Source organism: Lysinibacillus xylanilyticus, from assembly GCF_001708185.1.
Lineage (GTDB): Bacteria > Bacillota > Bacilli > Bacillales_A > Planococcaceae > Lysinibacillus > Lysinibacillus xylanilyticus_A.
Genome location: NZ_MDDN01000001.1, coordinates 799,488 through 821,250 on the forward strand (window position 1 = coordinate 799,488; position 21,763 = coordinate 821,250).

The 21,763-nt window shown below is 36.9% G+C and carries 22 protein-coding genes and 1 riboswitch; of the genes, 11 read left to right on the forward strand and 11 right to left on the reverse strand.

From position 1 onward, the window contains the following. Positions 1-79: 79 nt before the first annotated feature. Together BFJ97_RS23960 and BFJ97_RS03925 are read left to right on the forward strand one after the other, a co-directional pair. Positions 80-283 carry a hypothetical protein gene (locus tag BFJ97_RS23960; RefSeq protein ID WP_139114368.1) on the forward strand — a complete coding sequence of 68 codons (204 nt, stop codon included), beginning with the start codon at positions 80-82 and terminating at the stop codon, positions 281-283. Between the two features lie 29 nt (positions 284-312). Beyond that, positions 313-885 (forward strand): GNAT family N-acetyltransferase, encoded by a 573-nt coding sequence (locus tag BFJ97_RS03925; RefSeq protein WP_068983316.1) that lies wholly within the window; start codon positions 313-315, stop codon positions 883-885. Between the two features lie 102 nt (positions 886-987). Here BFJ97_RS03925 and BFJ97_RS03930 read toward each other — a convergent pair whose 3' ends face one another. Further along, complete coding sequence (locus BFJ97_RS03930; RefSeq protein WP_068983317.1) at positions 988-1,488, reverse strand: GNAT family N-acetyltransferase; 501 nt, start codon at positions 1,486-1,488, stop codon at positions 988-990. A gap of 20 nt (positions 1,489-1,508) precedes the next feature. Further along, complete coding sequence (locus BFJ97_RS03935; RefSeq protein WP_068983318.1) at positions 1,509-2,474, reverse strand: S66 family peptidase; 966 nt, start codon at positions 2,472-2,474, stop codon at positions 1,509-1,511. Positions 2,475-2,823: 349 nt separating this feature from the next. On the opposite strand from BFJ97_RS03935, the gene BFJ97_RS23965 reads away from it, so the two are divergent. Then, positions 2,824-3,360, forward strand: a complete 537-nt coding sequence (locus tag BFJ97_RS23965; protein WP_139114369.1) for a hypothetical protein — start codon at positions 2,824-2,826, stop codon at positions 3,358-3,360. A gap of 66 nt (positions 3,361-3,426) precedes the next feature. On the opposite strand, the gene mprF is transcribed toward BFJ97_RS23965, so the two are convergent. The 3 genes from mprF to BFJ97_RS03950 all read right to left on the reverse strand — a co-directional run bounded on the left by mprF (position 3,427) and on the right by BFJ97_RS03950 (position 8,524). Next, complete coding sequence (mprF, locus tag BFJ97_RS03940; protein ID WP_068983319.1) at positions 3,427-5,949, reverse strand: bifunctional lysylphosphatidylglycerol flippase/synthetase MprF; 2,523 nt, start codon at positions 5,947-5,949, stop codon at positions 3,427-3,429. A 268-nt stretch (positions 5,950-6,217) separates the two neighbouring features. Beyond that, entirely contained in the window at positions 6,218-6,922 is a 705-nt protein-coding gene (locus BFJ97_RS03945; protein ID WP_068983320.1) for a response regulator, read from the reverse strand. Continuing rightward, positions 6,923-8,524, reverse strand: a complete 1,602-nt coding sequence (locus BFJ97_RS03950) for an ATP-binding protein (protein ID WP_068983321.1) — start codon at positions 8,522-8,524, stop codon at positions 6,923-6,925. Between the two features lie 407 nt (positions 8,525-8,931). Between BFJ97_RS03950 and BFJ97_RS03955 the strand changes: the two genes are divergently transcribed. After that, a complete protein-coding gene (locus BFJ97_RS03955) occupies positions 8,932-10,194 on the forward strand; it encodes a dicarboxylate/amino acid:cation symporter (protein ID WP_068983322.1) in 1,263 nt (420 codons plus the stop codon). A gap of 161 nt (positions 10,195-10,355) precedes the next feature. Here BFJ97_RS03955 and BFJ97_RS03960 read toward each other — a convergent pair whose 3' ends face one another. The 4 genes from BFJ97_RS03960 to BFJ97_RS03975 form a co-directional block, all read right to left on the reverse strand. Then, complete coding sequence (locus tag BFJ97_RS03960; RefSeq protein ID WP_068983323.1) at positions 10,356-10,835, reverse strand: hypothetical protein; 480 nt, start codon at positions 10,833-10,835, stop codon at positions 10,356-10,358. A 6-nt stretch (positions 10,836-10,841) separates the two neighbouring features. Beyond that, the gene (locus BFJ97_RS03965; protein WP_068983505.1) at positions 10,842-11,504 is read right to left on the reverse strand and encodes a potassium channel family protein; all 663 of its coding nucleotides are present in this window, start codon (positions 11,502-11,504) and stop codon (positions 10,842-10,844) included. Positions 11,505-11,773: 269 nt separating this feature from the next. Then, a complete protein-coding gene (locus BFJ97_RS03970) occupies positions 11,774-12,226 on the reverse strand; it encodes a TlpA family protein disulfide reductase (RefSeq protein ID WP_068983324.1) in 453 nt (150 codons plus the stop codon). Between the two features lie 181 nt (positions 12,227-12,407). Next, positions 12,408-12,950 carry a peroxiredoxin gene (locus tag BFJ97_RS03975; RefSeq protein ID WP_068983325.1) on the reverse strand — a complete coding sequence of 181 codons (543 nt, stop codon included), beginning with the start codon at positions 12,948-12,950 and terminating at the stop codon, positions 12,408-12,410. A gap of 405 nt (positions 12,951-13,355) precedes the next feature. On the opposite strand from BFJ97_RS03975, the gene BFJ97_RS03980 reads away from it, so the two are divergent. The 7 genes from BFJ97_RS03980 to thiW all read left to right on the forward strand — a co-directional run bounded on the left by BFJ97_RS03980 (position 13,356) and on the right by thiW (position 20,753). Continuing rightward, entirely contained in the window at positions 13,356-13,898 is a 543-nt protein-coding gene (locus BFJ97_RS03980) for a helix-turn-helix domain-containing protein (RefSeq protein ID WP_068983326.1), read from the forward strand. Between the two features lie 17 nt (positions 13,899-13,915). Continuing rightward, positions 13,916-15,022 (forward strand): ABC transporter ATP-binding protein, encoded by a 1,107-nt coding sequence (locus BFJ97_RS03985; protein WP_068983327.1) that lies wholly within the window; start codon positions 13,916-13,918, stop codon positions 15,020-15,022. Next, on the forward strand, positions 15,012-15,821 hold the full coding sequence (locus BFJ97_RS03990; RefSeq protein ID WP_068983328.1) for an ABC transporter permease: 810 nt from the start codon (positions 15,012-15,014) through the stop codon (positions 15,819-15,821). The genes BFJ97_RS03985 and BFJ97_RS03990 overlap by 11 nt, the downstream gene beginning before the upstream one ends. Continuing rightward, complete coding sequence (locus tag BFJ97_RS03995) at positions 15,818-16,615, forward strand: ABC transporter permease (RefSeq protein ID WP_068983329.1); 798 nt, start codon at positions 15,818-15,820, stop codon at positions 16,613-16,615. Before BFJ97_RS03990 ends, BFJ97_RS03995 begins: the two co-directional genes overlap by 4 nt. Beyond that, positions 16,612-17,685: an ABC transporter substrate-binding protein gene (locus BFJ97_RS04000; RefSeq protein ID WP_068983330.1), complete on the forward strand. Its 1,074-nt coding sequence runs from the start codon at positions 16,612-16,614 to the stop codon at positions 17,683-17,685. Before BFJ97_RS03995 ends, BFJ97_RS04000 begins: the two co-directional genes overlap by 4 nt. A gap of 511 nt (positions 17,686-18,196) precedes the next feature. Further along, complete coding sequence (locus BFJ97_RS04005) at positions 18,197-19,393, forward strand: MFS transporter (RefSeq protein ID WP_068983331.1); 1,197 nt, start codon at positions 18,197-18,199, stop codon at positions 19,391-19,393. Positions 19,394-19,468: 75 nt separating this feature from the next. After that, a riboswitch (TPP riboswitch) is annotated at positions 19,469-19,576 on the forward strand. A gap of 676 nt (positions 19,577-20,252) precedes the next feature. Continuing rightward, positions 20,253-20,753 carry an energy coupling factor transporter S component ThiW gene (thiW, locus tag BFJ97_RS04015; protein ID WP_068983333.1) on the forward strand — a complete coding sequence of 167 codons (501 nt, stop codon included), beginning with the start codon at positions 20,253-20,255 and terminating at the stop codon, positions 20,751-20,753. 70 nt (positions 20,754-20,823) lie between these two features. Here thiW and BFJ97_RS04020 read toward each other — a convergent pair whose 3' ends face one another. After that, positions 20,824-21,285 carry an EVE domain-containing protein gene (locus tag BFJ97_RS04020; RefSeq protein ID WP_068983334.1) on the reverse strand — a complete coding sequence of 154 codons (462 nt, stop codon included), beginning with the start codon at positions 21,283-21,285 and terminating at the stop codon, positions 20,824-20,826. A 15-nt stretch (positions 21,286-21,300) separates the two neighbouring features. Then, positions 21,301-21,729 (reverse strand): MarR family winged helix-turn-helix transcriptional regulator, encoded by a 429-nt coding sequence (locus BFJ97_RS04025; RefSeq protein WP_068983335.1) that lies wholly within the window; start codon positions 21,727-21,729, stop codon positions 21,301-21,303. Positions 21,730-21,763: the final 34 nt, after the last annotated feature.

The window sequence follows — 21,763 nt, forward strand, 5'->3', positions numbered from 1 at the left end:
GCTAAGAGCATCACGTCCTGTGATAACGCCTTCGTGACCTACATCGTGTAGGCCCGAGACCCTGGAGCGAGCAACGCGAGTGAAGCGGCTCATCGGACGCCCCCAGGAAGCTCTGCTCTGCGCGAAAGCGAAGCGTCAGCGGCAAATGTTTTATCTGTGCGAAAGCGAAGCGTCAGCGGCAAATGTTTTATCTGTGCGAAAGCGAAGCGACAGCAACAAACCGCCCAGTTGGAACGGAAATCAACCACACGTTATGGTGATGATCCATAATAAAATACACTAAAATGCTTTCACAAATAAAGGGGGAGTTTTGTGAGTGACAACGTTTTTAAACAAACAATACCTGTTTTAAAAACAACAAGACTAACATTAAGACCAATTACTCTGAATGATGTAGGAGCCATGTTTAATTATGCTTCCAGCGAAAATGTAGCACGCTTTGTTACCTGGGAGCCACATAAAAGTTTTGACGATACAAAAGAGTTTATTGAATTAATTTTAAACGGGTATAAACAAGGCAAACACCTATTATGGGGCATTGAATATGAGCAGAAATTGATTGGCACGATCGACTTTGTTTCAATTAATGACCAGCATAAATTTGCGGAGATCGGCTACGTTCTTTCTGAAGAATATTGGAATCAGGGAATGATGACTGAAGCAGCAAAAAAATTAATTGATTATGGATTTAACGAATTACAGTTAGCTCGAATCCAAGCACGGTGCTTTGAGGAAAATATCGGTTCTCAAAAAGTAATGGAAAAATCGGGTATGCTTTATGAGGGTCTGTTACGAAAAAGTATGTTTGTTAAGGGTAATCATCAAAATGTGAAAATGTATGCTATTATTGACAATGATTATTTTGCAAAGATTGAGCCTTGTTGAAAAATCAAAAAGGCTCTCCTTATTTAGTTTACAATCATGCCTCGCACAATAGACATTTTTTTACAATTTCATGCGTAGTACTTTTAAATCGACTTGTGTTTCTTAAACGTTCAATAATTTCGACATGTAATATTCATCCATATATTCATCATCAACATATAGGGAATGTCTTTTAGTCCCCTCAACTTCAAACCCCATTTTTTTATATAAGGCTATACCTGCAATATTATTCACCATTACTGTAAGTTCCAAGCGATGCATACCCTTCTCTTTTGCCCAATTGTCTAAGTGGCCAAATAATGCAGTGCCAATTTTTCTTCCTCTATAATCACTATGAATGCCAACAACAATATAGGCTCGATGTGAAAGTCTAGCTGGTGTACTCCCTTGAACAATTAAATAACCGACCACTCTCTGATCTATTTCAGCTATAAATAATGCTGAATGACTGTTTTTGTAAATATTCTCAATAAATCTAGTAAATTGTTCAGCTTCGAATTGTCGTTCGCCTGGCCCGAATAACATAAAATTAGACTCTTCCGCATTTTTTATAACAGCCATGTTCTGTTCAGCATCTTCTATTCTTGCTTCCCTTATAAACATTTTTGTTGTCCCCTTTCGATCTAAAATTTAGTAACATGTATCATTAATTCATTCGTATTCATTTGAATTTCTCCACCAATAGGAAATGTAAAGATCGGCTGTGTATGTCCAAAATCCACATCATAGATAACTGGAATTCTTCTTAAAGTTGGATGTTTATCTAACATAAAATGCAGTTGTTCCTCTGTCATTTTAGAAGCTCTTTGAAAGCGCCCTATCGCAATACCTTTAATATTAGTAGTAGCTTGTAATAATGAGGTAAAATCACGGGCAAATATTTCTGGAGTAACTAGTTCATCATCCTCTAAAAATAAAATACTATTCGATAAATCAGGCATATACGGGGTACCTTGAAGTAGATTTAATGTACATAAATTTCCGCCAAATAATTGCCCACTTGCTTCTCCGTCAGAGTACACCTTCCAGTTAGCCGTTTCAAAATGACGATTCTGTTGATCTAAATACCAAGCATCATCACTCCATATGCCTGATGCTTTTATCGTATATGGTTTATTTCCCATTAGACATTTTTGAAAATATGATAGCTGATAGTCTTGTGCCTGTTCCATTTTAAAGCTAGAAAAATGTGGCCCCGAATACGTAACAAATCCACATTTTTTTGTAATTGCGGTTGCTAAAGCTGTGATATCACTGAAACCACAAAGTATTTTGGGGTTATTTGCTATCATGTCGTAATCTAAATAGGGTAATATCTCATTACAGTTAAAACCACCAATGACTGTTAAGACAGCCTTCACATGATTATCTTGGAAGGCATCATGAATATCAGAAACTCGATGCTCAATTGAGGATGATTGTTGAAGATCACACTCAAAAATATGACGCCCATAAGATACCGTAAAGCCTAAGTCTTCAAGTTTTTTCTTTGTTTGCTCAGCGCCTTCTTCTGTTATGATTGCTGCGCTACGACTAGGTGCAATAACTCGTATCTCATCACCTACTGTTAATTTCTTTGGAACACGCAAACTGCTCCCTCCCCCTAATAAGTTTCAACTTTTACTATTAACCTCTCTTCTAAAAAGAAGGGTTTCTGAATCTCGTAAAGTCTAACACCCCTATTAATTATCACCGCTCACCTCACAACTAAAATTTTCTCTATTATGACAAAGCACTAATGGAAAATCAAATATAAATTTACAATTTTTACACATTGTAATAAAGGCCATTAAATATTTTTCAAGTACTATCACCACTATTTGTCATAATAAAGGCTCATCACCATAACGGGGGTTAATTTCCGTTCCGATTGGGGGCATTCAGCTCATTTAGTCCTGTATTTAAGTGAGTGAAAAATAAAATCATCGTTTACCGGCGATGTTTGAGGTTTATCAGCGATTCCGGCTCTTTTATCAGCGATGTTCGGGTTATATCAGCGATTCTGACCCTTTTATCAGCGATGTTCGGGTTTTATCAGCGATTCTGACCCTTTTATCAGCGATGTTCGGGGGTTATCAGCGATTCCGGCTCTTTTATCAGCGATGTCCGGAGCTTATCAGCGATTCCGGCTCTTTTATCAGCGATGTCCGGAGCTTATCAGCGATTCCGGCTCTTTTATCAGCGATGTCCGGAGCTTATCAGCGATTCCGGCTCTTCAGCGATGTCTGGGGTTTATCAGCGATTCTGACCCTTTTATCAGCGATGTTCGGGGGTGTCAGCGATTCTGACCCTTTTATCAGCGATGTTCGGGGTTTATCAGCGATTCTGAGGTTCTTTTATCAGCGATGTCCACTGTTCTACCTTCATTGGATGTCCATTCATCCGACGATAAAAATCCAATCGAAAAAAGATGCATCGCAAAGTAATTTTGCAATGCATCTTTTTTCGATTGGCCGAGCGAATACTTCAGTTTAAGCTAGGTGCGACCAATGCATTTAATTATACTGGCAGCACAGGCTCCTTAAAATTTGATTCGGCTATCTATCCCCTCTTTTTGCCAATTAATAGCGTGATTTGTGCCATTGTAAACGGCAATGAAGATTTCTTTCGATACCCTACATACTTTGGCACCCAAAAATCTGCATATTTTAATTTAAAGTTTTTTAATCCTTTAAAATGATAGAGGTAGTGCCCATGTAAAAATATTTGTGCTGCTATTTTTTCACTTAAAAAGGAAAACCTAGACTGTCCGACGTTTGACAATGGCGACATCCCTATATTGAAAACGCGATAGCCTTCTGCTTTTGCCCACTCAAATAGTGATAAAAAAATGAAATCCATCGTGCCAGATGGTGCTCCCGGTTTAAAACGCATGAGATCTACTGATATGCTTTCGCCATTATCGTACATGGGCATGATACTGGCAAAGCCAATAATTCCTTCTGCTCCACGTAATACAGCAATGTTTGAAGTACTTAAATAGCGTTCATCAAAAAAGCCAAGAGAAAAACCCTTTTCAGCCCTTCCTTGCAACCATTTCGTTGATACTTGTTCCAATTCATTCATAACTTCCTGTGAGTATGGAGGGCATATAAATTCCACAGTAAAATTTTCTCGTTCAAATTTATTTTTTATCGCGCGACTTCCCTTCATTCCCTTACCGGCAAGTGTAAACTTTTCTAAATCAACAAATGCTTCCTCGCCAAGCTTAAAAAAACTATACCCATTCTCATGTAATGAAGAGAAAATTTTATTATTAATTTCATAAAAGACAGGTCTATAACTATGCTTATCCGCCAATTCTAAAAATTCCTGAATAGCAGATAAAAAATCAGATTCATCTCCTACTGGATCTCCAAGCACTACGATCTTATCAGCAAATATTTGATAAGAAAATAAAACGGTACCTTTTTTATTCCAGTATACAAATTTGTCATGTAAAAAAATTAAATGTGAATACTCCGTCCCTTTATAGGTCATCAAATGATTTTTAATTGCATCTTCTTGCTCACTAGATGAAAGCATTTCCATATTCTTAGGCGCACGGATAAAATAACCTATATAAAAAATGAAAATTGCTATTAGGATACCCATTAAAGCACTATGAAATAGATCTCGGTAATCTGTAATTATATAGTCCTGTAGAGCAACTGGAATATGAATGATAGAAGTAGGTAAGTTCACATAACCAATCAATAAATACATCACTGTAATGATTGTCACTACAGCAAGGTCAAACAAAGCTATCCCCCATGTTAATACATAACTTTCACGGTAAAATTGTTTTTTTGACGCAATTAACAGCACTGTGACAATCACTAAAAAACTAGCTTCTTCATAGTCAAAGCCCTTAAAAATTGAAAACAGTGCGGAACTAATTAACACAATGATGGTAAACTGATATGCCCTTGTTACTTTATATTTAATCCCCCTACATAATCCTAAGAGAATAAAGCCTGCTGCAACAGTCAATTGATGAGAGATATTCATGATTGGCGAGGATAAAAATTCCTGAGTTATTTTTAGTCTACTTAAAATACCAGGTACCGCCGCTGATAGTAATAACACAATGCCAGAGATAAATACTAATACTGTTAACAACATATGGCTAAGCTTTTGAAAAATAATATTCGGCAAGTCTTCCCATGATTGATTCCAACGATTCCAATATTCTTTTATAAACAAGATTGAGGAAACTAAAAATGGAAGCACAAAGTAGCCAACCCGGTACAAAATTAATAAAAAAAGCACTTTTTCATCAGCAATTCCTAAATTTTGAGTCCCCCACAAAAAAACAAGGTCAAATGAGCCAACTCCACCAGGAATCATACTGACTATTCCCGCACAGGAAGCAATTAAAAATATTGGAATTAAAGCGGATAATTCTATCGGTATCTTTAAAATTAAAGTTAATATCCAAATAACTAAAAAGATAGCAAGCCATTCAGCTACTGAAGTGATCATCAATTGAAGAGATACCTTTGGATTTAAAGAATTCGCTTTTTTATAGCGAATAATGCGCATAACAATAAAAGCCGGAACATATAAGCTGACAATAATGACTGCAATCGATAACCATCGTACTTCTTTCAGCAACGGGAAGTCCCAAAAGAATATATACATGATCCAAGCTAACAGAGAAATCCCTGTTAAATAAAAGAGTGTTACGGAGGCAATACTTTTTAACAAGTCTTCCTTGTCCTCTTTATATTTTGAATAGAAATAATTACGCAGAAATACACCGACTAGGCCACCAAAGCCAATAAGATTTGAGAATGTATTCACGATAAATGAATGGTTCAGCAAAATACGGTTATTTATTTTGATGCCCAATATTTTCACTAAAATAACATCATAAAAAAGCATCGGTGTAATAGCACTGAAGGTGATGAAAAGAATCAATAAGAGCTCCCACAACTGTAATTCATTCACTTCTTTCCGAAGTAAATGAACATCTATCCCACTTACCGTTTGTTGAATTTCAAAAATAGCTATCGCTAAAAGTACTGTTGGAAAAAGAATTTTCAAAAATTTAAATAGCGATTCTTTTCGAACGTTAAACATGTCTAAACCTACTCCCCATAAGTTTTGAAATCAATCATATCTTCCGTTTTGTCTATACTACTTCATATCAATTCGTATACAGTTTGTTCATGACCGAATCTTTCTAACACCTGTACTTTTTACATACCTAATTTTTCAAGCAAACAACAAGAAGCAATATTGAGAGATTTATCGAGACTTTTCGGCGCTTTATCGCCCAACTTTTTAAAAATATCGACATCAAGAAAAAAGCACACCTTAATTTGATACTCATAGGTACGCTCATTATCTAAATATAATATCGATGGATAGGACGTCCCACACTTCCATACTGGATATCCACCTTTAATAAATTTTGCTTTTCTAAAAAATCTAAATAACGTCGAGCTGTTACACGGGCTGTTCCAATGTATGTGGACACTTCTTCTGCTGACACCGCAACATTACTTTCATGAATATAGGAAAGTACCTTATCTAATGTTGCTCGGTTAAAACCCTTTGGTAGCTCGTTAATGATAATGGTTTCGGTGACTGGAGGAACAACTATTTGATCTGGTATGCGCTGCTGCATTAGATGATCAACGTCATGTTGGGTTAGATCTTGCATGTCACCTATTTTCTTTTTATACGCTTGATAATTCATTAAAGTTTGCTCAATTCGTTCAAACGTAAAAGGTTTCATAATATAATCATAGACACCTAAGTGTAAAATCCGTTGCACGGTTGGCATATCATTAGCTGCGGTCACAGCAATAACATCAACCGGAAGATGTTCCTCCCGTATTTTCCCTAGCGTAATAATGCCATCCTGCTCAGGCATAAAAACATCCATAAAGACAAGCTCTGGCTGTAATTGCTTAATCTTTTCAATACCCTCAATTCCATTACTAGCATAGCCTACTAGCGAAAATCCATTTATTTGTTCAATAAATTGCCTGTTCACTTCTCGTACCATCGGATCATCTTCAATTAATAACACTTTAATTACATCCATCTATTCTCCTCCTAACTCAAATAAGATTAAGAAACTTGTCCCTTTCATAAATTCACTTACTACCTCGATATCGCCATTGCCTTTCCTAACAATTTCATGTATTAAATGCAAGCCAATTCCACGATTCTCACTTGCCTTCGTAGAAAATCCATTTTCAAACATACGTGCTTGCACCTCTTCAGACATTCCAATTCCATTATCAGTGACAGCAATTGCTAACACATCGTCATGCTCATCTACAGAAATCGCTACATATTTATCCTCCTTGGAAAGAACATTTAACGCTTCAAAAGCATTTTCAATTAAATTCCCTAACAGGACAACAAAATCGTGATGATCTAATAGAGGTGGAAAACGTTTAAAATGACTTTTTCGATCAATTTCTACTTGTATGCCTAATTCCTTGCCATAACTAACTTTACTTAGCAATAATCCTGAAATATTTTCATTATGAAAGCGTTCATTCAAAAACTTCGTTAACGAGGCTTCATTTTCGGTAGTAGCTGTCACATATTCAAGTGCTTGCTTCGTATGTCCCAGTTGTAGAAGCCCTGCAATCGTATGAAGTTTATTTTTATGCTCATGTGTTTGTACGCGTAGTGCTTGAACAAAAGCTTTAACACCTGTTACCTCTTCCGCCAGCTTTTTCACCGCTGTTAAATCTTTAAACATGGCAACGGCACCGACTAACTCACCATTTACAATAATCGGAACTCGATTACTCAAAATACTATGATGATTTATGTATAACTCTTGATTGTATACAGGCGTTGCCGTTTCAACAATTTCAGGCAATCGTGTGTCAGGCAAAACATCGTAAATCTTTTCACCGATACACTCCTCTATCTTTCTAGTAACACCTAATATATCAGCTGCTTTTTCATTAAAAATTGTAATATTCATTTCCTTATCAACCGCTATAATGCCTTCATGCATAGCATTGAACGTTTCTGTTCGTTCTACATACATTTTGGCAATCTCATGAGGTTCTAGCCCAAACATTTGCTTTTTAATATGTCGACCAAGTGTGTATGCACCCCAAATACTAAAAACAAGCGATATGAGAATAGTAATACCAATGTCATGCTCATAATTTTGCAATATTTCCTTAAAAGTTGGTAGTGCATATCCTACAACAACAACGCCAACTTGTTCTTTGTGATCATCAATGACAGGGACAAAAGCTCGAATCATGACACCGGCTTCTCCTTGCGCCTTCGATACATAATAATGCTCACTAAAGGCAGCATTTAAATCCTGTGATTCACTACGTTTCCCTATTTCTTTACTGACGGGATGTGATAGTTTAATACGATCCATATTCATCACAACAATATACTCTGCTTTATTAACAACACGAATACCATCTACAATTTTATTGACATTTTTCGCCGCTTCTTTAATATTGTCATTTTTCAAATGTATACTAATCTCTGGCACATTCGATACAGTCCCTGCAACGAGCATAGCACGCTGACCATAATCCTTTTCTTGCTCAGTTAATAGATTACCAAGCACAAAAATGCCACCAAGTAAAAAGGAGAATACAATGATTAAAAATGTCACTAACAGTATTTTGCCGTTTACGGGCATTTTCATCATTTAAAGATTCCTTCCTTTCCCATCTACATTTGCACTAGCATACACACTTCTACTAATGATTGATATGCTTTTAAGATTATCTTCAAAAAATTCTTTTGACAACACTTTTAGTTGACATAAGTAAGTGAAAATCATGAACTTAATGAACAATATTACAAAAAAATGCTATAAAACAAAATTTTCTATCATTTATTTTTTTTGTATTATAACAATAATATATTATTTTAGGAGTACCATAACAGTTAAAATAATTGAGAACACTACATTTCTTTTAATTTATTGAAAAAATATACTTAATGAACGATATGTTTCTTATTTTCTAAATCTCTTTTTTTAAAAAAGATTCGCTATGATAATTCTAGTGAAAACGATATCAAAAAGAAAATTTAGAAAAGAGGTAGCATAAAATGAAATTACTGAAAAATTTGACTTTTCAAGTTATAGCTGCAATCATTTTAGGGATTATTGTCGGAGCTATCTTCCCTGAGTTTGGTGCAAGCCTTAAAATTTTAGCAGACTTATTCATTAAGTTAATAAAAATGTTAATTGCTCCAATTATCTTCTTAACAGTTGTAATCGGAATCGGTAGTATGGGAGATATGAAAAAAGTTGGGAAAATCGGAGGTAAGGCGTTGCTGTACTTCGAGATTGTCTCTACTATTGCCTTAGCGATCGGGATTGCTGTTGCAATGATTGTTAGCCCAGGTACAGGATTAGATACATCAGGTGCTGCCGAAACTGACATTTCAAAATATACTACGGCTGCCTCAGAGACTGAGCAAGGCTTAGGTGCTTTCATCTCTAGTATTATTCCTGAAAACGTAGTAGGTGCGCTTGCAACAGGACAATTACTTCCTGTGTTATTCTCCGCAATATTGTTCGGCTTAGCAGCTGCTTCTATTGGTGCACCTGCAAAACCTGTCATTACATTTTTTGAACAAGTGGCAGAAATTTTCTTCAAAATCGTAAGTATGGTAATGAAAATATCACCAATTGGTGCATTTGGCGCAATGGCCTATACGATTGGTAATTTTGGGTTGAAATCGTTAAGCAACTTAGGTCTATTAATGGCGGCAGTATATATTACAATGTTCTTATTCGTAGTCATTGTTTTAGGCACAATTGCAAAATTCTTCGGCTTTAACATTTTCAAATTCATCGCTTATATTAAAGAGGAAATTTTCTTAGTAATCGGTACATCATCATCTGAATCTGCTTTACCTTCGATGATGCGTAAATTGGAAAATTTCGGTTGTTCTAAGCAAGTAGTTGGATTAGTAGTACCAACAGGTTATTCCTTCAATCTTGATGGAACTTCCATCTATCTATCAATGGCTGCATTATTCATTGCACAAGCATACGGAATGGAATTGACATGGGTTCAAATCATTACACTTCTTGGGATATTAATGATTACATCTAAAGGTGCAGCTGGTGTAACAGGATCTGGTTTTATCACATTAGCAGCGACACTTGCTGCTTTCCCAATAATTCCAGTAGAAGGGATTGCGCTACTAATTGGTGTTGATCGCTTCATGTCAGAAGCACGTGCCGTAACAAACTTAATTGGTAACGGCGTAGCTTGTGTAGTCGTTTCAAAATCTGAAAAAGAGTTTGACGTAGAAATGCAAGAACGTGCACTTCAAGGAAAAACTACTATTGTTTCCTAGGCGCCTCACTACTTGTGCCAGTGGGATCAAGGCGCCTTCAAGGATGTAGCGTTTCAAGCCTAGACGATGCTCTAGGTTATCAACAGGTAAAAAATCTATAGTTTCCTTCACCATAAGAAAAGGTAGTGAAGACAGCTTGGTTGCTGTTCCACTACCCTTTTTTATTTTCCATATTGTTCAAGCAAGCGTTGCGTATTTGTTGATTGCTCAAGTGCTTTTTTCTCTTTTGTCCAGTATATTAAATATTGCTGATCTCCAACATTAAAAACCATCTGTTGTAATTCTTCACTTAGCTCCGAGCTAATCGCTACCTTTAAAATATCGACCTCATATAAAGGCTCACCTTTAATATCGTAGACGATATGATAGACTGGCTTTTCTTCAAATATCGCTCTTTCTTTTTTGCTTAGTTTTTTGACATGGCTTAGAGGATTTTTTTCACTATAAGCTGTTGCATCTTGACCTGTTGTCCTATATAAGGATTGCTCTCCTTTTAATAGCTCAATGGCATCAATTTCTGTTGCCTGATCTAAAATATTTGAAATAGCCTCTTCCTCATTTTTCTCACGAAACTGCAAAGTAAAAGACCCAATAAGTATAATCGCAGCAAATATGACTAATTTCCATCTTCTTTTATTCATTTTTTATTACCCATTCAATACCTTTTTGACAAAGCGATTAATATCTACATCAGCACCGATGACAAGCATAATATCTCCTAGCAAAATTTTATCACTCGCCTGCGGAGATACGATAATATCTGCACCACGCTTAATACCTACAATATTAATCCCGTACTTTGCACGAATATCTAAATCCATAACGGAGTAACCTGCAATCGTATCATTGGCCTTAATCTCCATAATTGAATGTTCATCTGAAAGCTCTAAATAATCAAGCACTGTATTGGACAACATATTATTGGCAATACGTATCCCCATATCACGCTCAGGATGAACGACAAAATCGGCACCTATTTTGCGTAGTACTTTTTCATGGTAGTCATTCTGAGCTTTTACAGTTATCTGCTGAACACCGATTTCTTTTAAAATAATGGTCGTCAAAATACTTGCCTGAATATTTTCACCAATCGCTACGATAACGTGCTCAAAATTACGAATACCTAATGAATTTAAAACCGATTCATCCGTCGAATCTGCGATAACGGCCTGTGTGGCAATTGAAGCAAACTCGTCCACCCGCTCTGAGGAATGATCGATCGCCATAACTTGTGCGCCTTGACTCATTAATTCCCGAACAATGCTTCCTCCGAAACGTCCAAGTCCAATGACAGCAAACTCTTTTTTCATCATTAAAAACCCCTCCGAAAATTACTATACCATTATTGTAACTTATTCTCTGCTATATGTATCGTCAAAGCAAACGACTATTCGTCAAGAAATGACATCTTTAACGGGATGCTCAGGTGACATCTGAATCCGATCGGCTTGATCCCTTTTTCGCTCAGATCACGCCTGGATCCGAGCGGTTCACATCACATCCATAATGGTCAGTGAAATTGTATTTTCACATAAAAAAGACGAGGAATTATTTCTCCCCGCCTCATAATCTGCTATTTTTATGCGTTGCGCATTTCATCTAAAACGCGATTCACACGTTTTTCTAGCATTTTCATACCGCTACCACCAGCTTGCATGTGACGAAGCTGACCATCTTTATCGAAAACGAAATACGCAGGTACGTATTGGTTTTCAAATGCATCTGTTAGCTTCAATTCGCTATCGACAAAGATTGGTTGTACGATATCATGCTCAGCTGCTACAGCTTTGATTGTCTCTAAATCTGTATCTTCCTCAGAGCGTGGCATATGCACAGCGATAACATTTAACTCGTCTTTATATTGATCACGGAAATTGTTCACATCTGGCATTGCTTCTTTACATAAATGGCAACTAACTGACCAAAAATGAATTAAAGTTGGTTTTTCACCTACAACGTCCGCTTTTGTTACTTCACCGTTTAGCCAAGTAGTTGCACCTACAAGTTCTGGCATTTGTTCACGAAGTTTCATAATAATATCCTCCTTTTCTGCTATGAAGTTTAAAAATCCCCACAAACTTGCTGTGGGGACTCTTTATTTTTGAATGATCAATTTCGCCAAGCCTCGAATTCAATTCAATGCCTGCCATAAAAAACTCTACATCAATTATGCCTCGGCATAATTGCGTCATTCAGTAACTGAAAGAAGTTAATTATAGAGTTGCTTGACCTGGACGCCAGTTTGCTGGGCAAAGACCACCAGTTTGTAAAGCTTGAAGTACACGTAAAGTTTCATCTACATCACGGCCGATGTTGTTATCGAATACAGTTTGGTATTTTAATTCGCCTTCTGGGTTGATGATGAATAAGCCGCGTAGTGCGATACCTTCTTCTTCAATTAATACACCATATTCCTTTGAAATTTGGTGATTTGTATCTGCTGCTAATGGATATTTTAACTCACCAAGACCATTTTTTGTGCGGTCAGTGTTAATCCAAGCTAAGTGTGTGTGGATTGTATCAGTAGAAACACCGATTACTTCTGCATCTAAGTCTTCGAACTCATCGTAACGATCGCTCATTGCAGTGATTTCTGTTGGACATACGAAAGTGAAGTCCATTGGATAGAAGAATAAAACTGTCCATTTGTCTTGTGCTTTCATGTCTTCTAATGATACTTTGCCAAAAGATTTGTCTGGAAGTACTGCTTCCATTGTAAAGTTAGGTGCTTGTTTACCTACCATGCGTTCTGCCATAATAAATCCCTCCGATTAAATATGTAGTGTATATATTCCATCCGCACCAGCGAACTCGTCTTCTACGATAGCAGAGTAATCGTAGTTTTTCAAACAAGTAAGCTTCACTAAAGTACAAGTTTGAAATTATCTGACAAATTTTCGTCAATTTCCCAAGTGGAATGGCTACTACAGCCTATTTATTAGCTATTATTAACAATTTTATTCTAGAATCAACAAAATTTTTGTACGCATCATTTATGTATAATTTCTAAAAATTTTATCTACTTTTTTTCATAAAAAACAATTGCAAATTCGTCATTATTATGTATAATTGTAATGGTTTTAGTAAACTAAAAGTTTCGTTAAAGTAAACTTCATATTTCAAAAGTTTATGATTGCTAAACTTCTTCTAGGAGGGAAAAGATGCAAATAGGAGCAAAAATTAAAGCGCTTCGTTTAAAAAAAGGTCTTACCCAAGAGGAACTTGGAGAACGTACAGATTTAAGTAAGGGGTATATTTCACAATTAGAACGTGATCTTAATTCTCCTTCCATTGAAACGCTATTTTCAATATTAGAGGTTTTAGGGTCAACACCAAAGGAATTTTTCGATGATGAAGCACCTGAACAAAAGGTTGTATATACAGAAGAAGATCAATCCACTTATACGGACGAAGAAAAAAAATATGAAATCCAATGGCTTATTCCGACATCAAACGAAAAAGAGATGGAGCCAATATTCTTGACACTTGCTGCTGATGGCGAGTTCAAACAGTTTGAGCCATCGCTCTCAGAAACATTTATTTATGTTGTGAAAGGGCGCATTCGACTCGTTTTGGGGAATGAACAGTATATAGCAAGCGAAGGCAATGCTCTCTATTTTGATGCGACAGATCATCACCAAATTTTTAACGCACATGCTGCGGAAACAAAAATTTTACTCGTCGCAACGGATTCATATTTATAGCTTAAGGAGGCGCATCTATGACAACGAATTCAATTATCCGCTTTGAAAATGTTTCAAAGTCCTATAATGACGGCACGGTCGTCTTAAAAAACATTAACTTGGAGCTAGAAAAAGGAAAATTCTACACATTACTAGGTCCTTCTGGTTGTGGTAAAACAACAATTTTACGTATTATTGCTGGTTTTACAGAACCGACGACAGGAGATATCTATTTTCACGATAAAAAAATCAACTTAGTGCCAGCAAATGAACGCCAAGTAAACACAGTTTTTCAGGATTATGCGCTGTTTCCTCATCTAAATGTTTTTGAAAATGTCGCATTTGGACTTCGCATTAAAAAACTTCCTGAAAGTGAAATTAAAGATCGTGTTGCTGAGGCATTAAAATTCGTAAACCTAGCAGGCTATGGTAATCGTGAAATTTCTGAGATGTCTGGTGGTCAACGTCAACGTGTTGCTATTGCTCGTGCGATTGTCAATGATCCTGAAGTAATTTTACTAGATGAGCCTCTTTCTGCATTAGATTTAAAGCTACGTACAGAAATGCAGTATGAGCTACGAGAATTACAGCAACGACTTGGGAAAACATTTGTGTTTGTTACACATGACCAAGAAGAAGCGCTTGCCATGAGTGATGAGATATTTGTCTTAAGCGAAGGTGAAATTCAACAATCAGGTACACCAGTAGATATTTATGATGAGCCAATTAACCGCTTCGTTGCTGATTTTATTGGAGAATCAAATATTGTTCCTGGCGTCATGATTGAAGATTTTAAAGTAGAATTTGCCGGTAAAGTTTTTGAATGTGTCGACCAAGGGATGAAACCAAACGAAAAAATTGATATTGTCATTCGCCCAGAAGATTTAGAAATGACAACAATCGAAAAAGGCAAACTTGTTGTAAAAGTTGATACTCAATTGTTCCGCGGGGTGCATTATGAATTATCCACGTACGACAAAGAAGGAAATGAGTGGCTCGTGCATTCATTGAAAAAAGCTGAAGTAGGGACAGAAATTGGCTTAGACTTTGATCCAGAAGCCATTCATGTTATGCGTTTAAATGAGACAGAAGAAGAGTTCGATAAACGTTTAGAAGCGTATGGAGACGACGAAGATGCAAACTAAGACATCTAAATCAGCTTTATTTCCATATGTTTTATGGATTGCATTGTTTGTTATCGCCCCGATTGCACTTGTTGTTTACTATTCCCTACTAGATATACATGGCAATTTCACGCTCGATAACTATAAAGCGTTCTTTACTTCAGTTTATTTAAAAATGACATTAAGCTCATTCTGGTATGCGTTTTTAATTACGTTCTTTACGTTACTTATTTCGTATCCAACAGCCTATTTTTTAACTAAAACAAAACATAAGCAGCTTTGGCTTTTACTAATTATTATTCCTTCTTGGATTAATCTTTTGTTAAAAACATATGCTTTTATCGGGATTTTCGGCTTGTACGGCCCGATCAACGCATTTATCGAAGTGTTTGGTTTTGATCCGAAGCAAATGCTATTTACTGACATTAGTTTTGTATTTGTATCGGTTTATATTTTTATTCCATTTATGATTTTACCGATTTTCAACTCATTAGATCGTTTAAATCCAACTCTTGTCTACGCGGCACGTGATTTAGGAGCATCTGCCTTTACTACATTCCGTCGTGTTGTGTTGCCTCTAACAATGGACGGTGTAAAATCAGGGATTCAAGTTGTATTTATCCCTGCATTATCACTCTTCATGATTACTCGTTTAATTGCAGGAAACCGTGTCATTACACTTGGTACAGCTATTGAACAACAATTCCTGGTTACCCAAAACTGGGGAATGGGTTCAACAATTGCCGTTTTCTTAATTTTATTCATGGTAATTATTATGTTAATTACAGGGCAAAAGGATAAAGGAGGTCGCGTACGATGAAAAAACTATCAGCATCAGCAAAAGTGTATTTAGCGATTGTTTTTATCGTCTTGTATGCACCTATCTTCTATTTAATCTTTTATTCATTCAATAGTGGCGGATCAATGAATAATTTTGAGTCCTTTACGTTAGAACATTATAAAGCTGTCTTTGAGGATTCTCGTCTACTTGTTATTCTAATTAATACAGTAATCGTGGCATTGCTTTCGGCATTGATTTCTACAATCATTGGGACGCTAGGAGCCATTGGCATTGTCACTGTTAAAAATTCAAGAATGCGTAATACATTACTTTCTTTAAACAATGTGTTAATTGTTAGCCCAGATGTTATTATTGGTGCAAGCTTTTTAATTTTATTTACAATGATTGGAGTTAAACTAGGCTTTGCTTCTGTGTTATTAGCACATGTAGCATTTAGTGTTCCAATTGTTGTATTGATGGTCTTACCTAAACTGTTAGAAATGAATAAATCATTAATCGACGCTGCATTAGATTTAGGGGCGACGAAAAAAGATGTCATGATGCGTGTTATTTTACCGTATATTAAGCCTGGTATTTTTGCAGGGTTCTTCCTTGCCTTAACGTATTCTCTAGATGATTTCGCGGTAACGTTTTTCGTGACAGGTAACGGCTTCAGCACATTATCTGTTGAAATTTACTCTATGGCTCGCGCCGGCATTTCCTTAACTATTAATGCACTTTCTGGTTTAGTATTCTTTGTTACAGTGATCGTCGTAATTGGCTATTATTTCATCACAAGCCGCGCTAGTAAAAGAACGGGGGGCCAACAATGAAGCAATTAATTCAAGCTACTATCGCTATACTTGTCGTTTCCGCCCTTTTATTTTACGCTGCCGATGCTTTGAGCGCTGGTGGTGGAAAAAGTGGAAAAAATACATTAACGATCTTTAACTGGGGAGAATATATTGATCCTGATTTGCTAAAGCAATTTGAAAAAGAAACAGGTATTCATGTCATTTACGAGACATTTGATTCCAATGAAGCGATGATGACAAAAATTAAACAAGGTGGTACGGCTTACGATATTGCAATACCTTCTGAATATATGATTGAAAAAATGAAGGAAGAAAACTTACTTATTCCTTTAGATAAAACAAAAATCCCGAATATAAAAAATATCGATCCTTATTTTTTAGACTTACCATTTGATGAAGATAACACATATTCCGTACCATATTTCTGGGGCACAGTTGGCGTTGTTTATAATCCTAAGCTTGTTGGCAATCTGGACTTCTCATCTTGGGATGACTTATGGGACCCTTCGTTAAAACGTAAAGTCTTTTTAGTAGACGGCGCACGTGAGGTAATCGGTATGGGCTTAAACAATCTTGGTTATTCACTTAATACTTTAAATGACCATGAGCTACGTGAAGCTACTGATAAACTCATTACGTTAGCACCAAATGTCAAAGCCATTATCGGGGATGAAATTACTCCGCTAATGATTAATAATGAAGCAGCTGTGGCACTCACTTGGTCTGGGCAAGCAGCCGACATGTTGTCAGAAAATGAAGAGCTAGACTTTGCTGTACCAAAGGAAGGTTCGAACTTATGGTTTGATAATATGGTCATTCCGAAAACTTCAAAAAATATTGATGGTGCACATGCCTTCATTAACTTTATGCTGAAAGCCGAAACAGGCGCTAAAAATGCTGATTTCGTAGGCTACTCTACTCCAAATATTGCAGCAATGAAATTAATGGATCCGGAAGTTGTATCTGATGAGCGTTTCTATCCTTCTGAAGAACAACGTAAAACATTAGAAGTTTATAAAAACTTAGGCCCTGATTATTTAGGTAAATACAATGAACTGTTTTTAGAATTTAAAATGAGTATTCGATAACCTCTATCAATTATGCCCCGGCATAATTGCGTTAGGAATCGGCTGGAGGCTTAACTTATTTCAGCAAATGTTTTCTGTAACGAAAGTGAAACGGCAGTTACAAATGTTTTCTGTAACGAAAGCGTAGCGATAGGTACAGATGTTTAGACACCCGCTGAAAAGTAACTTAAACCTCGTATTCATACCAACACCTATAAAAGTAGGCGACTCCTGCTGAAAGAAGTTAAAGCTGTTCTCACGTTACGAACGTTGAGAACAGCTTTTTGCTAATTTAGATGAAAATATATGCCTAACAGTCTTGCCCAAAAACTCGCTATTCCCCCATCAGTGTTTGCTTCAAAGCTTGGCAGTCAGTTGACTGTGAACGTTCAGGAAGCTACAAATACCTCCCAAGGCTAAAGTAGCGAGGGTGATCGGTAGCCAATTCCCTTATTTCAGACTTCTAGTCAATAGCAAAGGTACAAGCCTTGTGGTAGACTGTAGTATATTTGATTAAAGAAGGGGGTATTCGATGACCCAGCAGAAGTCCAATAAGGCGGCTTTGTATATTTTAATGTTTAATATGTTTATCGCAATGGGGAGTATTGGAATTATTATTCCTGTTATGCCTGAGTATTTAAAACTATTTGGTGCCGCTGGACAAATTCTTGGCATGTTGATTGCAACATTCGCCTTAGCTCAATTCGTATTTTCTCCAATTGCTGGGAATCTTTCGGATCGATATGGTCGTAAAAATCTCATTATTTTCGGTCTTATAGTAACAGGACTTGCCCAAATTGGTTTCGGGCTTTCTACAGATGTGTGGATGCTCTTCTTGGCACGCTTTTTAGGCGGCCTTGGTTCCGCATTTGTGGCACCTCCTATCATGGCATTTGTGGCAGACGTTACAACGTATGAAGAACGTGGTAAAGGAATGGGCATGTTAGGGGCATCCATGTCTCTAGGCTTTATGATCGGACCAGGGATTGGCGGATTCTTATCTCACGTTAGTTTACATTTCCCATTCTATACGGCTGGAACTGCAGCTATTTTAGCATCAATTTTATCGTTGTTTTTATTACCTTCTAAAAAGCCAAATACAACACAAAAAATGCAGAAGCAAGATAACCTTGGGAAGCAAATGGTACGTTCAGTACATATGCCTTACTTTGTAATGCTAATTATTATGATGGTATTTTCATTTGGAATTGCTAACTTCCAAACAACATTATCGTTATTTGTTACAGAAAAGTTCAATTACACACCTACAGATATCGCTATTATCTTAGTTGTAGGTGGTGCTTTTGGTGTTGTTGTACAAATGTTTGTTATTACACCACTGTTTAATCGCTTTGGCGAAATGAAAGTAGTGTTAGTCAATTTATTTATCGCAGCCATATCAATTTTCTTAATTTTATTTGTGTCTGGCTTTGCCCTTATTTTAGTTGTAGCGACAGTCTTCTCTACAGCTACGACATTGATTCGCCCAGCTGTCAACACATTGATTTCGAAGCTTGCTGAGACGGAACAAGGCTTTGCGGCTGGTCTGAACAATGCATATATGAGCCTCGGTAATATGATTGGTCCTGCATTAGCAGGTATATTATTCGATTGGAATATGAACAGTCCTTATATTTTCGGAGCTATTATTTTAATGGCCTGCTTCTTCCTTGCCCTTATCTGGACGATGAAAAAAGCACCACACCTGTTGCATCCTGATACAAAATAGACAGAAAAGTCATTGACTATTTTTGGTAGTATGCTACATTATTATGTAATAAGATAGAATTAAATTAAATTTTTTTATTACCACTAGGGGAGTCTTTAAAAGGCTGAGACGTATATGATCATATACGGACCCTTTGAACCTGATCTAGTTCATACTAGCGGAGGGAAGTGGCGACACTTGCTTTTTAATATGTAAATGCAAGGCCGCTTCCTATTGTTTTTTAGGAAGCGGCTTTTTTTGTAAGTTTACCTTAAGAATGCTCGCCAATCTAGCAACATTATATCCAAGGTTAGCGGTGGGGCTTATAGTTTTAGCGGCGCAGTTTTTCTTGATTACCGGCGCATCTCATGGTTTTAGCGGCGATGTTCTCTTGGTTACCGGCGCATTCATGGTTTTAGCGGCGCAGTTTTCTTGATTACCGGCGCATCTCGTGGTTTTAGCGGCGATGTTCTCTTGGTTACCGGCGCATCTCGTGGTTTTAGCGGCGATGTTCTCTTGGTTACCGGCGGAATTCACGGTTTTAGCGGCGCAGTTCTCTTGGTTACCGGCGCATCTCATGGTTTTAGCGGCGCAGTTCTCTTGGTTACCGGCGCATCTCATGGTTTTAGCGGCGCAGTTTTCTTGATTACCGGCGCATCTCATGGTTTTAGCGGCGCAGTTTTCTTGGTTACCGGCGCATCTCATGGTTTTAGCGGCGATGTTCTCTTGGTTACCGGCGCATCTCATGGTTTTAGCGGCGCAGTTTTCTTGATTACCAGCGCATCTCGCGGTTTTAGCGGCGCAGTTCTCTTCATTACCGGCGGAACTTCAAATTTACCGGTATTAACGATTAAATTCATATTTCAAAGGAGTGTAAATTATGTCAATTCGAAAACTAACAATCATGGCCCTACTAGTAGCAATTGCCGTAGCAGGTTCTACCTTCGTTTCAATACCAACGGGAATTGCGCGTGCCTATCCTGTACAGCATGCCATTAATGTTTTTGGCGCTATCATTCTTGGACCAGTACCTACTGTTATGGTCGCCTTTGTCACAGCAATTATTCGTATTTTAACAGGCACAGGTTCATTATTAGCTATACCTGGTAGTGTCATTGGCGCTTTGTTTGCATCTCTGGCCTATAAATATAGCGGCAAGATGTGGCTAGCTGGTGTCGGTGAAATATTCGGGACAGGAATTATTGCCTCACTCATTGCAGTGCCCTATGCACATTTATTAATGGGGACATCCGTGGCAGCATTATTTTTTATGCCAGCCTTTCTAACATCCAGTACGATTGGTGCTGTCTTAGGCATTGTCATTGCTAACAATTTACGTAAGACTGTATTGGTAACTAACCTTAACACCCTGCTTAAATAATGATTGGTTACAATTTAAAAATGTTACTTCTTAATGGCCATTAAGAAGTAACGCTTTGATCCAACTAAATTCATCCATACTTCAACGGCAATCCCATTTCATGAGCAATTAATAAGAAGTCTTTTTTGCTTATTTCAAAATGACCAAATCTGAATTTATAACCATATTTCGATTTATCTTCTACAAATTCTAAATAATCTAAGATCCTTTTTATCGGTACAGACTTTGCATCTTTATAAAAGTCTATATCTCTTCTAAAAGGAATAAAATTTTCTGTCATTTGGAACTCATATATTCGCTCGTCTTTTATTCTTCCAATTGCGGTAAAGGCTCTTACAGGTTCATTACCATCTAAACTGTTTTTAGGAGAATAATATATAATCCAGTCTCCTTTTTTCATTCGTTTCAAAGGTCTTTCTTTACCATGACACAACTGGCCGAATCCTCCCTCAACCCCTTTTTGCACATGATTAAGAGATACCACGCCAATCCAATATTTCGGTTCTCTTTCAGTCGTAGGATATAGTGACATAGCTTCCACCTCCTTTTATTTTGGCGAACGATTTTCATATACTTTTTTCAATATGTGTTTCAATTGCTCTTGTTCTTCCAATGAAAGTACGTCTAAAACATCATTCTCAGCAATTGAAAGGATCTTCAATAATTCTTCTGCCACATTTTCTCCCTGTTCTGTAAGGCATATTAGATTCTCTCTTCTATTTTCCTGATTTTTCTCTCTATAAACATATTGTCTTTCTTCTAGATCATCGATAAAAAAGCGGACACTGTTTTTGTCTATTTTTAAAATCTGCCCTATTTGAATTTGGCTAAGTTTTTTTTCTTTTACAAGAATCATTATTCCAACTTCTCTGGATTTCATTTGATATTTTTCGCTAATATATGTCTCGAGATTTTCCTCTAGAGCCTCCGCTAACTTAAAACTTAGAAAACCAAAAGAATTCATAATATTGGTCATGTCAACTCCTCCAAAATATATAATAGTATTTAAA

Coding starts and splice junctions, on each gene's coding strand:
- BFJ97_RS03930 (WP_068983317.1), bottom strand. CDS start 1,488: ATGTTTATAAGGGAAGCAAGAATAGAAGATGCTGAACAGAACATGGCT.
- BFJ97_RS23965 (WP_139114369.1), top strand. CDS start 2,824: ATGTTTGAGGTTTATCAGCGATTCCGGCTCTTTTATCAGCGATGTTCG.
- mprF (WP_068983319.1), bottom strand. CDS start 5,949: ATGTTTAACGTTCGAAAAGAATCGCTATTTAAATTTTTGAAAATTCTT.
- BFJ97_RS03945 (WP_068983320.1), bottom strand. CDS start 6,922: ATGGATGTAATTAAAGTGTTATTAATTGAAGATGATCCGATGGTACGA.
- BFJ97_RS03950 (WP_068983321.1), bottom strand. CDS start 8,524: ATGATGAAAATGCCCGTAAACGGCAAAATACTGTTAGTGACATTTTTA.
- BFJ97_RS03955 (WP_068983322.1), top strand. CDS start 8,932: ATGAAATTACTGAAAAATTTGACTTTTCAAGTTATAGCTGCAATCATT.
- BFJ97_RS03960 (WP_068983323.1), bottom strand. CDS start 10,835: ATGAATAAAAGAAGATGGAAATTAGTCATATTTGCTGCGATTATACTT.
- BFJ97_RS03965 (WP_068983505.1), bottom strand. CDS start 11,504: ATGAAAAAAGAGTTTGCTGTCATTGGACTTGGACGTTTCGGAGGAAGC.
- BFJ97_RS03970 (WP_068983324.1), bottom strand. CDS start 12,226: ATGAAACTTCGTGAACAAATGCCAGAACTTGTAGGTGCAACTACTTGG.
- BFJ97_RS03975 (WP_068983325.1), bottom strand. CDS start 12,950: ATGGCAGAACGCATGGTAGGTAAACAAGCACCTAACTTTACAATGGAA.
- BFJ97_RS03980 (WP_068983326.1), top strand. CDS start 13,356: ATGCAAATAGGAGCAAAAATTAAAGCGCTTCGTTTAAAAAAAGGTCTT.
- BFJ97_RS03985 (WP_068983327.1), top strand. CDS start 13,916: ATGACAACGAATTCAATTATCCGCTTTGAAAATGTTTCAAAGTCCTAT.
- BFJ97_RS03990 (WP_068983328.1), top strand. CDS start 15,012: ATGCAAACTAAGACATCTAAATCAGCTTTATTTCCATATGTTTTATGG.
- BFJ97_RS03995 (WP_068983329.1), top strand. CDS start 15,818: ATGAAAAAACTATCAGCATCAGCAAAAGTGTATTTAGCGATTGTTTTT.
- BFJ97_RS04000 (WP_068983330.1), top strand. CDS start 16,612: ATGAAGCAATTAATTCAAGCTACTATCGCTATACTTGTCGTTTCCGCC.
- BFJ97_RS04005 (WP_068983331.1), top strand. CDS start 18,197: ATGACCCAGCAGAAGTCCAATAAGGCGGCTTTGTATATTTTAATGTTT.
- thiW (WP_068983333.1), top strand. CDS start 20,253: ATGTCAATTCGAAAACTAACAATCATGGCCCTACTAGTAGCAATTGCC.
- BFJ97_RS04020 (WP_068983334.1), bottom strand. CDS start 21,285: ATGTCACTATATCCTACGACTGAAAGAGAACCGAAATATTGGATTGGC.
- BFJ97_RS04025 (WP_068983335.1), bottom strand. CDS start 21,729: ATGACCAATATTATGAATTCTTTTGGTTTTCTAAGTTTTAAGTTAGCG.